The 13,057-nt window shown below is 65.9% G+C and carries 9 protein-coding genes; 2 read left to right on the forward strand and 7 right to left on the reverse strand.

The window, feature by feature from the left end:
• Window positions 1-23 precede the first annotated feature (23 nt).
• A complete protein-coding gene (locus ACFQS4_RS11380) occupies window positions 24-845 on the forward strand; it encodes a PIG-L deacetylase family protein (protein ID WP_497901621.1) in 822 nt (273 codons plus the stop codon).
• A 124-nt stretch (window positions 846-969) separates the two neighbouring features.
• On the opposite strand, the gene ACFQS4_RS11385 is transcribed toward ACFQS4_RS11380, so the two are convergent.
• From ACFQS4_RS11385 to ACFQS4_RS11400, 4 genes are all read right to left on the reverse strand, one after another.
• Window positions 970-2,457, reverse strand: coding sequence for a sulfatase family protein (locus ACFQS4_RS11385; protein WP_497901622.1), 1,488 nt, complete (start codon window positions 2,455-2,457; stop codon window positions 970-972).
• Between the two features lie 115 nt (window positions 2,458-2,572).
• Entirely contained in the window at window positions 2,573-3,799 is a 1,227-nt protein-coding gene (locus ACFQS4_RS11390; RefSeq protein ID WP_497901623.1) for an aminotransferase class V-fold PLP-dependent enzyme, read from the reverse strand.
• Entirely contained in the window at window positions 3,796-4,530 is a 735-nt protein-coding gene (locus ACFQS4_RS11395) for a fumarylacetoacetate hydrolase family protein (RefSeq protein ID WP_497901624.1), read from the reverse strand. The genes ACFQS4_RS11390 and ACFQS4_RS11395 overlap by 4 nt, the downstream gene beginning before the upstream one ends.
• Before the next feature lie 73 nt (window positions 4,531-4,603).
• Window positions 4,604-6,202 carry an N-acyl-D-amino-acid deacylase family protein gene (locus ACFQS4_RS11400; RefSeq protein ID WP_497901625.1) on the reverse strand — a complete coding sequence of 533 codons (1,599 nt, stop codon included), beginning with the start codon at window positions 6,200-6,202 and terminating at the stop codon, window positions 4,604-4,606.
• Between the two features lie 199 nt (window positions 6,203-6,401).
• On the opposite strand from ACFQS4_RS11400, the gene ACFQS4_RS11405 reads away from it, so the two are divergent.
• Entirely contained in the window at window positions 6,402-10,187 is a 3,786-nt protein-coding gene (locus ACFQS4_RS11405) for a carbohydrate-binding protein (RefSeq protein WP_497901626.1), read from the forward strand.
• Between the two features lie 280 nt (window positions 10,188-10,467).
• Here the strand turns inward: ACFQS4_RS11405 and ACFQS4_RS11410 are convergent, their stop codons facing one another.
• From ACFQS4_RS11410 to ACFQS4_RS11420, 3 genes are read right to left on the reverse strand one after another with little or no spacing between them, the layout of a single operon-like run.
• Window positions 10,468-11,175: a type 1 glutamine amidotransferase gene (locus tag ACFQS4_RS11410; protein ID WP_497901627.1), complete on the reverse strand. Its 708-nt coding sequence runs from the start codon at window positions 11,173-11,175 to the stop codon at window positions 10,468-10,470.
• Window positions 11,176-11,214: 39 nt separating this feature from the next.
• A complete protein-coding gene (locus tag ACFQS4_RS11415) occupies window positions 11,215-11,994 on the reverse strand; it encodes a sugar phosphate isomerase/epimerase family protein (RefSeq protein ID WP_497901628.1) in 780 nt (259 codons plus the stop codon).
• Window positions 11,991-12,959: an aldo/keto reductase gene (locus tag ACFQS4_RS11420; RefSeq protein ID WP_497901629.1), complete on the reverse strand. Its 969-nt coding sequence runs from the start codon at window positions 12,957-12,959 to the stop codon at window positions 11,991-11,993. The genes ACFQS4_RS11415 and ACFQS4_RS11420 overlap by 4 nt, the downstream gene beginning before the upstream one ends.
• Window positions 12,960-13,057: the final 98 nt, after the last annotated feature.

A 13,057-nucleotide genomic window follows, 5' to 3' on the forward strand; every position in this document is an offset into this window, starting at 1 on the left:
CACCCACAGGCCGTACTGTAGCCATGTCCAGACGACTGCTGGTGATCGGCGCCCACCCCGACGACCCCGACATTCGCGCCGGCGGACTGGCGTGTTCGTGGGCGGACGCCGGCCACGACGTCCGGTTCGTCTCGATGACCGACGGCCGTAGCGGCCACCACGAACAGGGCGGGAGCGAACTCGCCGAGCGACGTCGACAGGAGGCCGCTGCAGCCGCCGACACCGCCGGAATAGAGTACCGCGTCCTCGATAACCCGGACGGTCGGCTCGAGCCGACCCTCGAGAACCGCGAGACGGTCATCGAGCTGATCCGGGAGTACGACCCCGACCTCGTGTTGACCCACCGGACCAACGACTATCACCCGGATCACCGGTACACCTCGCAACTGGTTCGAGACGCAGCGTACATGGTCACCGTCCCGAACGTATGCCCGGAGACGCCGGCGCTCGAGGACAACCCCGTGTTCGCGTACCTGCTCGACACGTTCGAGCGGCCGTACCCGTTCACGCCGGACGTAATCGTCCCGATCGACGACGAACACGTCGACTGCAAGTACGACGCACTCGACTGCCACGAGTCCCAGATGTACGAGTGGTTACCGTACAACAAAGGCGAACTCGAGGCCGTTCCCGACGACCCCGACGACCGCCGCGAGTGGCTCGAGACGGACCCGATTCCGGGACTCGCGGAGATGCGCGCGACGGCAGATCGGTTCCGCGACGACCTGATCGAGCAGCACGGACCCGAACGCGGCCGGGAGATCGAGTACGCCGAGGCGTTCGAGGTGTCCGAGTACGGCGGCGACCTTACGTCGCCTCTCGCCTCGGATCTCGTGTCTCCCTGATTCCAACGCTTCGAGGGGGTCGAGCGGGTCTCGACGCTCGAGCGCTGCCTCATCTACAATTCATCACAGTGGCTGAAAAGCAGCCGAGAGCCGCTGGAAGCGGTCCCTGATACGTCTCGAACGGTCAGCCGTGGCGCTCGAGCAGCGCCGTCGCGTGCTCGCCCCGACCCGTCCGTCGAAGGTGCTCGGCGTAGTCCTCGAGCGCGTCCCACGTGTAGTACGGTCCCTTGCCGCGGAGGACCTGCCACAGCGGATCAGTGACGGCGTTTTCGGCACCGGGGTTGCCGCCCCGCTCGCCACGGGCGGCCTCGAGCAGGCGGTCGTCGACCCACCGCTGGAGCGTGCTCAATCCGTCGCGGACGACGTCGGGGTGCTCGTCGACGAGGTTCGTCGTCTCGTGGGGATCGTGGGCCAGGTCGAACAGCATGAGGTCCTCGAGGTCGCTCTTGAACGCGTCGTGGTAGGTCTTGATCAGCAGCCAGTTGTCCCAGCGAACGGCCCGCTGGCAGGTCCAGGTGCCCTGGCTGAGCACGAGGCGTTCGCGGCCGCTTCCGTCGTCTATTTCGTCGCCGGTGACGGATCCGGCGAACGACCGCCCGTCCCAGCCCCCGGGGACGTCGCCGCCGACGAGGTCGACGAGCGTTGGCGGGAAATCGAGTTGGTACCGAAACTCGTCGTCGACGCCCGGTTCGATGCCGGGGCCGCGAACGATCAGCGGGACGTTACAGGTCGGTTCGTCGGCCGTCTGGTGGTCGCCGTAGACGTTGAGTTCGCCCAGGTTCTCGCCGTGATCGGCGCTCACGACGACGAGCGTCTCCTCAAAGACGCCGGCCTCCCGCAGGAGGTCGAACAGCATCCCGACGTGGTAGTCCATGTAGTGGACGCCCACGTCGTAGCCGTCGACCATGGTCTCGAAGTCCTCGCGCGAGGCGACGTCCGGGGGCATCCGGGGCGCGTCTCGCTTGTCGCCCCAGCTACACAGGTCCTGTGCGCTCTGGGCGCCGGTCCCCTGGTAGTGGCGCTCGATCACGTCCTCAGTCGGCCACTCCGGGGCGGGGTCGTCCGCGAACGGGTGGCCGTACTCGAGCGGCGTCGTGTACTCGGTGTGGGGGTCCCAGAAGTTGACGTGGAGGTACCAGTCGTCCTCGGCGGCGTGCTCGGTAAGCCAGTCGTGGGCGTAGGGGTAGACCTCGTCGGCCCGCTCCGAGCCGTTGCCGCCGGTGTCGTAGAGTTCGTCGAACCCCTCGACGACCTGCCAAGCGTCGTGACGAGCGGGAAACGGGCTGATCATCGCCGTGTCCAGCCCCTGTTCGCCGAGAATCGTGGCGAGCGTTTGGAAGCGCCGCGGGTAGCGTTCGCCGCGTGCGGGACCGTGTCGGCGCGGGTCGGCGTTCAGCCCGCCGTGATTGATCACGCCGGTGTGGATGCCGAACCGACCGGTGTAAAACGCCGTCCTCGAGGGGAGACACGGCGCGTCGGACGCGTAGACGTTCGTGAACCGGCGCCCGTCGGCGGCAATCTCGTCGATGTTCGATGACGTCTCTCGGTGGTAGCCGTAACACCCGAGGTGGTCGGGTCGCAACGAATCGACGTCGACGTACAGTATCCGCATGTGATGAGATTCTCACCCAGGAGAATAGGTGTTTGGTCTGTTGCCGGCTCGACGTCGTCGTCCATCGGTGACGTCTCGAGTCGGGCGACCCCCGAAGGTCGTCCTCGAGGCGCCCTTACTCGGCCCCGGAACCGACGTGAGCAGCAATCCGCTCGACGACGTACTCGGCCTGGTCGTCCGGGAGACACCGCGGGTTGATCGTGAACTGGGACTGGTGGACGTCGTCGGCACCGACGAAGATTCGCGGGTTCTCCGCCCGGAGCCCCCCGACCAGCGACACGGTGTCGACCGGCGACCGCTCTTCGTCCACGGTCACGACGACGCTCGTGACGGCGTCGGTTTTCCCGGCGTTGGCGAGGGAGGCGTCGAGACAGCCGATCCCCTCTAGTCGGCCGGCGATTCGCTCGGCGCGGTCGTGCCACTCGTCGAGTACCGCCTGGTCGTCCTGCTCGATGAACGCGTCCAGGGCGGCGATCAGTCCGGCCAGTTCCTCCTTGCCGACCTTCATCGATCGGCCGATCCCCTGTCGGGGGACGCCGGGGAGGTCGTCGACATCGACGAGGCTCTCGGGCGGGTCGTACACCGGCTCCGAGGCGTGCATGTCGAGGTGCTGGCGGGCGACCGATTTGATCAGGTCCTCGCGTCCGGCGAGGATGCCCGACGACTGCGGGCCGCGGATCGCCTTCCCGCCGCTGAAGGCGACGAGGTCGGCGCCCTGTTCGACGAATTTCGAGAGGTTCTCAGTCGGCGGCAACTCGGCCGCCGCGTCGACGATGACCGGGACGTCGTGGTCGTGTGCGATTTCGACGACCGTCTCGAGCGGCGGGCGCGTGTAGGGTTTCTCCATGTAGGCCACCGCGACCGTCTCGTCGGTGATCGCCGCCTCGATCTCCCACGGCTCGGTGTTCTCGGACCCGGTCCCAAGGGTGTAGTCGTTCGCCCCCACGTCGACGATATCGGCGCCGGCGACGCGCAGGGCGTGGTCGTAGCCGTTGCGGTGGGTCCGGGGCATCACGATCTCGCTCGGCACGTCCTCGGTGTCGGGCAACTGCGCCATGACCTCGAGGTCGTCGCCGGCGATGCACGCGGCTGCCGCCAGCGTGAGCGCGGAACTCGCACCGTTGGTGACGTAGCCGGCGTCGGCGCTGGTCGCCTCGGCGATACGTTCGGAGGCGGCCGCCTGCAGGTCCGAGAGGCGGACGAACGCCTCCGCCGCGCGGTTCATCGCCTCGAGGGACTCCTCTCGGATGAGCGTGCCGCCGATCCGCGTCTTGGTACCGGTCGCGTTGACAACCGGTGGGACGCCGAAGTCGTCGTAGATCGTGTCCCCGTCTAACGTCATCGGGCGATCACCCGGTTCTCGAGGACACCGACGCCCTCGAACTCGACCTCGACGACGTCACCCTCGCTCAACTCGTCTGGTCCGAACGGCGTCCCGGTCGCGATGACGTCGCCCGGCTCGAGAGTGATGAGTTCGGAGACATCCGAGACTAACTCCGGCACCGAGAAGATCAGGTGTTCGCGGGTGCTCTCCTGTTTCGTCTCGCCGTTCAGGCGCAACTCGAGGGTGGCGTCGTCGGGCACCTCGTCCGGTGTGGCCACCACGGGCCCCATCGGGAGCGAGGCGTCGAAGGCCTTCCCGCGCACCCAGTTGCGCTCCTCGGCCTGGTCGTCCCGGTTCGAGATGTCGTTGAGGCAGGTGAAGCCCTCGACGACGTCCATCGCTTCGTCGACCGAGACGTCGCGACACTGTTCGGCGATGACGACGCCGAACTCGGCCTCGAACTCGACGCTCTCGCGTCCGGGCGGCAGTTCGATGGCGTCGCCGTGAGCGACGACACAGTTGGGCGTCTTCAGGAAGAGTTCTGGGCGCTCCGGTCGGTCGTCGAAACCGGACTCCCGGCGGTGGTCCATGTAGCCGCCGGCCTGGCAGATGATCTTCGTCGGTTCCGACGGCGGGAGGACGTCCACCTCGTCGGGATCGTACGTCTTGCCGTCGGCGACGATACCGTCGTCGGTCCACTCGCCGCGTCGTGCGTAGCCAGTCTGGTCGCTGAATCGTACAGTTCGCATTGTCACTCGAGCATTCCCGCGAGACACCAACGTTCTTTCGATCCCGCCAGTAATCGGCCGGTCGAACCGGTACTCAGGCCCGAATCGCGCCGCCGGGCCGAGCGCCGGTGTCCTCGCTGTCGCGAACGATCGGTGTCCCGTCGACCACGACGTGCTCGATCCCGAGCGGGTACTGCTCCGGGTCGTCGAACGTCGCGCGGTCGTCGACTACCGCCGGGTCGAAGACGACCAGGTCCGCGTCGAGGCCCGGACGGAGCACGCCCTTCGAATCGAGTCCCATCGCTCGAGCGGGGAGCGACGTCATCGACCGGACGGCCTCCTCGAGCGACAGGAGGTTCTCCTGACGGACGTACTTCGCCAGGATGCGAGGGAACGATCCGTAGACGCGGGGGTGGGGACGGGCCCCGAACAGGCCGTCAGTGCCAACCATGACGCGCTCGCTCTGCATGATCGTTCGGACGTCCTCCTCGATCAGCCCGTGAGCGATCATCGACGCCTCGAAGTCCTCCGCGAGCAGGACGTCACAGAGGACGTCGATCGGCGTGCTGTCGCGTTCGGTCGCGATGGTCGCGATGTCGCGTCCACCCTCCTCGCCGAACGCCTCGGAGGTGAGGTTCGTCACCTCGATACGGTCCCACCCGGTCTTGCCGCCGACGTTCTCCCAGCCGTCGATGCGCCACTCCTCGATGTCACGGCGAATCTCTTCGCGCTGGTCGGGGTCCGAGAGCGTCTCGCGGAGGGCGTCGGCATCACCGGACTGCACCCACGGCGGCAATAGCGACGTCAGCATGCTACTTCCCGCGGTGTAGGGGTACTGGTCCGCGGTGACGTCGATACCGCGCTCGCGGGCGATTTCGACCTGTGCGAGCAGGCGGTCGGCCTTTCCCTGCTGTTCGCTGCCGGTAACTTTGAAGTGCGAAATCTGGAGCGGAATGTCGTGTTCGGCACCGATGTCGACGAACTCGTCGAGGGCCTCCCAGATCCAGCGACCCTCGCTGCGAATGTGGGCGACGAACGGCCGCCCGTACGGCGCGAGTTCGGCCGCGAGTCGGGACACTTCCTCGGTCTCCGAGTACACCTGCGGTGTGTAGACGAGTCCCGTCGAGAAGCCGATGGCGCCGTCCTCGAGGCCCTCACGGACGAGCGCTGCCATCTCCTCGAGCTCGTCGTCGGTCGGCTGGACGTCGTCCATGCCGAGCACGTCGTAGCGGGCGGTGCCGTGGCCGACGAGCGTCGCGACGTTTGGCGCGATGTCGGCGTCGTCGACCGCGTCGAGGTACTCGCCGAGGGAGTTCCACGACCACTCGCGCTCGAGTCTCCCTGCGAGGCCGCTGAGGTATTCCTGCCACGGGCCGATCCCCTCCTCGCGGTAGAGCGGGGCCATCGAGAACCCGTCCTGGCCGAGGATCTCGGTGGTGATTCCCTGCCGGGTCTTTGGCGCGAGCGAGGGGTCGGCGAACAGCTCGAGGTCGGAGTGGGAGTGGGCGTCGATGAAGCCCGGGCAGACGACGCTCCCGTCGGCGTCGATCCGCGTGTCGGCGTCGAGGCCGTGGTCGGGGGCCGTCGCGATTCGGTCGATGCGACCGTCGACGACGCCGACCGCGCCGCGGATCCAGGGCGCGCCCGTGCCGTCGACGATCCGGGCGTTCTCGACGAGTAAATCGAAGCTCATGCTCACCCAATTCGTTGCCCGCGTCCTAAATCCACCGCTCGGACGAGGCAAATGGCTCGCTGAGTGGGCTCCAGTCGCGTTCCCTTGATCGGCCTCGGGCCACCTGTCCTCGCGCTGAGTGAGCCTTCCTTTCGTGTTATCGTAAAAATGTATTCTTGTAATGAAAATCTATATATCCTACGAGTCCGAGTGTTATTTGATGTCACAGCGCAAGCAGCGTGAGCGTGAGCGTGAGGAGTCCCCCTCCGAAACGGGTAACGACCACCAATGGGAAATCGATCAGCTGGGCACGGTTCGGAACCCCCCGACGAATCCGAATCTCTCGCGACGATCGGTCCTGACGGCGACCGGTGCCGGGTTGCTCGCCGGATTGGTGCCAGCGGGTACTGCCACCGCAGCCGAAGACGACGAGCGCTATCACCGCAAAACGCGACCGACGATGTGGACCGAAGCGATGCGGTCGAACGCACAGCGAAACATCGACCGCTACGACTGGGCGGCGGGCCAGCGCGACAACGCCGTCGAATCGGCCGATAGCTACCTCGAGAAGTACGGCCCTGATCTCGACAGCCTCTGGAGTCTCGTTACGTCCCAGCAGGTCCCCCGTGGTGGTGGCCTCTCGAACGAACGTCTCATCCTGGGTGGCGACAGCGACCCCGGCACCGACCGCCTGTGGAAGATAGAGACGAACGACGACGACCCCCACGGCGACGGGAAGTTGACGGTGCCGACGAACGACTTCGGCGCCTACCGCGAGAGCGGCCTGGACGACCGGGGAATGTTCGACCCGGACCTCGCGGACGACTCGTTGCTGGTCAACGAGGAACATCCCGAGATGGGCGAAGGCTGGGGCGTCGACGACGGCTGGGGCTGGGTCGACGAGAACGACGATCTCGGGATGGGCGAGGGCAATCGGTGGAACTTCGTCGCCTACTACAACCACTGGTTCGTCTGGCGCCCCGGTGGGGTTCGTCGGATTCTCGACGCGCTGGTCGACGCCTACCTGCTCACCGAGGAATCGAAGTACGCGGTCGCGGGGCTAGTACTCATGGATCGGATCGCGGACGTATACCCCGAGATGACGATTGCAGACTACCAGCAGAACGCCCACGGCTTCTGGAACAGCCACGGCGGCCGCCAGACCGGTCGCATCATCGGGTCGCACTGGGAGGGCAACCTCGCCCGGCGGCTGCTGGTCGCCTACGACGCGTTCTTCCCCGCGCTCGACGATCCGTCCGTCGCGGATGAAGTCGTGAGCTTCCTGGACGGGAAGACCGACGAATACCCCGGACTGGCCGACAAGGATTCGGTCGCGCGTATCCGAGAGAACATCGAGGAGAACTACATCCAGGAGATTTTCCCGGCCGCGAAGGCCTCCCAGATCGCCCCTGGGCGGGGTCAGTTGTCGGCACTCGCAATTTCGGCCCGGGTGCTCGACGACACGCGCGAGAACGGCTATACGCGGGAGGCCATCGAGTGGATATTCCAGCCCGGCAACGAGTACTTCGACGGCGACGTCTGGAACGAGGAACCCGAGAACTGGTACACGACGGGTGGAAACGTACTCGCTCCGGTCGTCGACCAGTGCGACCGCGATGGGTACTGGCACGAGGGCTCACTCGGCTACAACCGGATCCGGATGTCCTCTATCCTGCAGGTCGCCCAGAACCTGCAAGGCTACGACGGGTTCGACGGCGCCGATCTCTACCAGCATCCGAAGTTCCAGAGCGCACTCAAGATCAACTCGGATCTCCTCCTTCTGGACGAGTTCTCGCCCGCACTCGGGGACACCCACCACCCGGCGGGCAACGAGATGAGCCAGAGCGGCATTTCGGACGGCTACGAGGTGACGGGCGACTCCCGATTCGCCAAGCTGTGGCACTACTCGAACGGCTACTCCACGGCCGGAATCAGGGGCTCGATCTACGACGCCGAACCCGAGGGACTCGCCGAGGAGATCCAGTCGATCATCGACGCCGATGGACCCCTCGACCTGCCGAGCCAGAACCTCGCCGGCTTCGGCTTTGCGGCCCTCCGGGATGGCGAGAACTACACGACCGAATCCTTCGGCGAGACCTACGACACGTCCGACCTGTTCGCTGAGGCCTCCGCGCCGATCAACGACAGCTTCGACGAGGCGATCCAGTTCGAAGCCAGCCAGGCGGGCGAGTGGTGGACGTTCGAGTTCGACGTCGCAGACGCCGACGAGTACGAACTCGAGCTCGAGACGCTGTTCGTCAGTACCTACGGCATCTACGACCTATCCGTCAACGGCGAGTACGTCGACACCATCGACTTCATGGCCGACGGCAGCGGTCGAGACACCATCTCGTACCTGCTCGAGTTGCCCGCGGGAACCAACACGATGCGCTTCGAGTGCGTCGGCAACAACGACGACTCCGGGGGCTACAAGATGGCGCTGTACTACCTGACGTTGCTCGACGAAGAAGCACGCGAACGTCGGGACGCGGCCGAACTGGGGAACGCGAAGCGCGCGTTCTGGATGTACTACGGCCGCAACGGAATCGGCGGTGGTGGAACCCCCCACGCCCACCGCGACACGCTACAGATCGGCGTCGCGGCCCACGAGATGGAACTCTCGCGAGACCTCGGCTATCCGGAAGCCACTGGCACCTATCCGCCTCGGCAGTTCTTCACGGACAACACGATCAGCCACAACACGGTCGTGGTCAACGAGCGCGGCCAGGATCACCACTGGGTCGGCACGCCTCGACATTTCGAGGGTGACGACGAGCGGGTGAACCTGATCGACGTCGAGGCACCCCACGTCTACGAGGAAGCCGACGAATACCGGCGAACGACCGCGTCGATCACCGTCGACGAAGAACACTCCTACGCCGTGGACTTCTTCCGCGTCGCCGGCGGCGACGACCACCGCTACAGCTTCCACACGACGAAAGCCGACCTTTCCACCGAGGGCCTCGATCTCGAGGCCCAGGACGGCGGGACGTTAGCCGGTGAGGGCGTTCCGTATGCAGATTCGTCGTACAACAGTGCGCGGTCGCCGGACTCGCGGGGGTCCGGGCTCAACTACTTCGATCAGGTCGAGCGCGACGACGACCCCGCAGACCGGGTCGTCCTCGACTGGGATGTCGAGGACCACTTCAATCTGCGTGACGACGACGCCGACGGCGTTCACCTGCGACTTACGTCGTTCGGCGACTTCGACGACGTCGAACTGGCCAACGGGTATCCACCGAACAGCTCCGGCGGCGCCGCGCCAGAGTCCAGTCTCAGGTACGCCTTCCTCAACCGGCGCGGGTCGGACCTCGAGACGACGTACACCTCCGTGATCGAACACTACGACGGCGACCGGGTTGTCGAGTCGATCGAGGAAGTTCCGGTTTCGGGCGGGCCGGGCCACGCCGTCAGGGTCGAGCTGACGAACGGGCGCACCGACTACGTGGTCTGCGCGTTCGAGAAGACCGACACGCTGACCGTCGACGACGCCTTCGAGTTCAAGGGCTTCTTCGGCCTCTACTCGGTCGAAGACGGCGAGTCCGAGTACGCTTACGTCCAGGACGGGACACACCTCGAGCCCCTCGACGAATCACCGCTCATCCGGGAGGCCGAGGGGTTCGTCCGGGGCACCGTCGAGGACTTCACCCGCGAAATGAGTCTCGAGAACGACCTGACGATCCGGGTTGCTGCCGATAGCAGCCTCCTCGAGCGCCACACCGGGTTCGTCTACGTCGACAACGACCAGCGCGACCCCTGGCGAGGCGAACCCGACCCCGAGAACCCGGTCCTGGGTCGCGATCAGCGCGGCCGAGGGAACGGTTCCTACCCGGTTGAGGCCCTGGAGGACGGGCGTGGAAACCTGCTGACGGTCGACGTCGGCGAGAAGACGTTCACCCGAGACTTCGTCGACCCCGACCAGCTCGAGGACGGCGGGTACAACTACATTATCGAGGAAGGCGACGACGTTCGGATTCCGTTGACGTCGGTGTGGTCGCGGGAGTAGGCGGTCGCGGTTCCCGTTTTTCTGTCCTCGCGTTCACGGTCTCGATTTTCTCTTCTCACGTTCGTAGTCTCGATTTTCTTCCCTCGCGTTCGTGTTCCCGACCCTCGCCGAGCCCCTCCCGACTTCCAGTCGGTGCATCTGGCTCGCACGTCGTCTCGTGTTCCGGCGCTCGAGCGAGTGGGATTCGGTCGAAACATTACAGCGCTCGAGCGGAGATCAGTTGGAACGGCGGAGTGCTCGAGCGGGGCTCGGCTGGAACGGCGGATCGCTCGAAAAACGGTCAGGCTCGCGATTCGTTCGTCGGCCGATCAGCCGACAGCGTCTCGACGTACTCGAGGAAGTTGTCGAACAGCACTTTGGCGTCGGCCGCCGTGACGACGTTCTCTTCGGTAATTCCATCGAGGACGGCGGCGATTCGATCCTCGGGCAGGTCCTTCTCGCGGGTGATCCGCTCGGCGGTCGCGCGGTCGTACTCGGGATGGAACTGGACGCCAAAGACGCGCCCGGCACGGAAGCCGTGAATCGAGTAATCGTTCTCGGCCGTGAGTTCGGCTCCAGGCGGGAGTTTCGTCACCTCGTCAGAGTGGGTCGTGAACGCCAGGAACCGGTCGGGGAGTCCCGACAGCAACTGCGAGTCGCCAACGCGTTCGATTTCCCGGTAGCCAATCTCGTACTCTCCCATCGGTTCGACCCGGCCGTCGAGGACGTGCGCGAGCAACTGGTGGCCGAAGCAGACGCCGAGCACGGGGAGGTCGCGGTCGATCGCCTCGTCTACCCACTCGAGCAGTGGCGGAATCCACGGTTCGTCGCCGTAAACCGACGCACCCGACCCGCTGACGATCACGGCGTCGTAGTCGTAGGTCTCGGGGAGATCGCCTTCGTCCACCGCGAACGAGCGGAGGTTGGCCTGTACGTCTCGATCGAAGTTCCGCGCCGTCGCCTCGTCGTGGTACGAGGCGTTCAACAGCGCGACTCGGAGTGCGTCCATATTTGTTGACCGGTACGAAACACTGGAGGGGGAAATACGTTACCGTCCCGTCGAGACGATCGATCGGATAGTCTCGAGGTCGGCCTCGATCGCCTCCCGGTAGGGACGTTCGTCGGTCACGAACTCCACGTTCGCGAAGCCGTCGAATCCACCCTCGAGGAACGGCTCCAGGATCGCCTCGAGGTCGTAGTACGCCTCCGCAAGCGGGGCGCGAGCGCGTTCGGTTCGCTCGCGCGTCGTCTGGAGGTGGAGCTGATTCGAGAGCGGCGCGAGTTCCCGGGCCTCGCGCTCGAGTTCGGGTGCTGGAATCGAAAAGCCTGGCTGGTAGTTCAGGCGACAGCGCTCGTCGTCGATCGCTTCGATCAGCCGTCTGGCACCCTCACGGGTGTGCGTGACCGTGTTGTTGTGCTTCTCGACGGTGATCTCGATGTCGTAGTCGGCGGCCCGTTCGGTCAGTCGCTCGAGGTCGGCGACGACTCGATCCCAGTGGTCCTCGTCGTGATCACCGTATTCCTGGCTGCCCGCCCAGACCCGGATGATATCCGTGTCGAGGCGATCCGTCACCGCGAGTTCGTGCTCGAGGTCGTCGGCGAAGTCGTCGCTGCCACAGCGCAGGTACGAGCCGTAGGAGGCAATCTCGAGGCCGCGAGCGCTCGCCGCCTCGTTGATCCGCTCGCAGGTCGCCTCGGAGCCGTCACCGACGTGATCGCGGCCCCAGAGTTCGACGCCGTCGTACCCGGCGTTGCTGGCCAGCTCGAGGATCTCCTCGAGGGGGCGCTCCTTGGCGGAGATTGTACACAGGCCGACGCGGATCGTCATCGCTCTCCCTCCACGTTAACGTAGGCGTCCGTGATACGCTCCAGCTGGTCGTCGGTCACCGACAGGTCCATCGCCCCCGCGTTCTCCTCGAGTTGGCCGACCGTCCGGGCACCGACGATGGGGACGCAGGTGAATCGGTCGCGATCCATACACCACCGGAGGGCGACCTGCGCGGGCGTCGCCTCGGTCTCGGTCGCGACCGACCGGACGGCCTCGAGGACGCGCCACTGCCGCTCGTCGAACCGGTCGTTCCACCCGTCCAGGTCGCCCCGCGATCCGGCGGGCACCTCGCTGTCGCGGTCGTACTTCCCCGTGAGGAAACCGCCCTCGAGGGGCGAGTACGGACAGACCGCCAGGCCCTGGTCGGCACAGACGTCGAGGTACTCGGCGACCTCGTCCCGGTAGGCGGCGTTGAATCGCGGCTGGGTAATCTCGAAGCGCTCGAGGTCCTCGCGGTCGCTCTGCCAGAGCGCCTTCGTCAGCTTCCAGGCCGCACCTGCAGACGCCCCGAGGTAGCGGACGGTGCCCTCCCGGACGAGGTCGTCGAGAGTTCGCAGCGTCTCCCGGAGGGGCGTCCCGTCGTCGAATCGATGGATGTAGTAGACGTCGAGGTAGTCCGTGTCGAGTCGCTCGAGCGTGTCCTGGATCTCCGAGCGGATCGACTTTCGCGAGAGGCTCGTCTCGGGCACGCCGCGCGTTCGCCACCAGACTTTGCTGGCGATCACGACGTCCTCGCGGTCGTGGTCGGCGAGCCACTCGCCGATCCAGCGTTCGCTTCGCCCGCCGCCGTAGCTGTTGGCCGTGTCGACGAAGTTGATCCCCTGCTCCCAGGCCGCATCCAGCAGGTCGTGTGCGGTTTCGCGGTCCGTCTCGAGCGTCCCGTTCGACTCCTTGCCGAACCGCCAGGTGCCAAGACACAGCGGCGACACCGTCAGCCCGGTCGAGCCCAGTCGTCGGTACTCCATGTGTGGGTACTGTGACCCCGCCACCAAAGAGATAGGGGGAGCGGCAGGGTACGCGGTCGGTCGCTGGTGTGTCGCCTCGCGGCTATCGATTCTCGAGG

The organism is Saliphagus sp. GCM10025317 (assembly GCF_042663665.1).
In the GTDB taxonomy this organism is placed as follows: domain Archaea; phylum Halobacteriota; class Halobacteria; order Halobacteriales; family Natrialbaceae; genus Natronosalvus.

Coding starts and splice junctions, on each gene's coding strand:
- ACFQS4_RS11405 (WP_497901626.1), top strand. CDS start 6,402: ATGTCACAGCGCAAGCAGCGTGAGCGTGAGCGTGAGGAGTCCCCCTCC.
- ACFQS4_RS11385 (WP_497901622.1), bottom strand. CDS start 2,457: ATGCGGATACTGTACGTCGACGTCGATTCGTTGCGACCCGACCACCTC.
- ACFQS4_RS11420 (WP_497901629.1), bottom strand. CDS start 12,959: ATGGAGTACCGACGACTGGGCTCGACCGGGCTGACGGTGTCGCCGCTG.
- ACFQS4_RS11410 (WP_497901627.1), bottom strand. CDS start 11,175: ATGGACGCACTCCGAGTCGCGCTGTTGAACGCCTCGTACCACGACGAG.
- ACFQS4_RS11395 (WP_497901624.1), bottom strand. CDS start 4,530: ATGCGAACTGTACGATTCAGCGACCAGACTGGCTACGCACGACGCGGC.
- ACFQS4_RS11415 (WP_497901628.1), bottom strand. CDS start 11,994: ATGACGATCCGCGTCGGCCTGTGTACAATCTCCGCCAAGGAGCGCCCC.
- ACFQS4_RS11400 (WP_497901625.1), bottom strand. CDS start 6,202: ATGAGCTTCGATTTACTCGTCGAGAACGCCCGGATCGTCGACGGCACG.
- ACFQS4_RS11380 (WP_497901621.1), top strand. CDS start 24: ATGTCCAGACGACTGCTGGTGATCGGCGCCCACCCCGACGACCCCGAC.
- ACFQS4_RS11390 (WP_497901623.1), bottom strand. CDS start 3,799: ATGACGTTAGACGGGGACACGATCTACGACGACTTCGGCGTCCCACCG.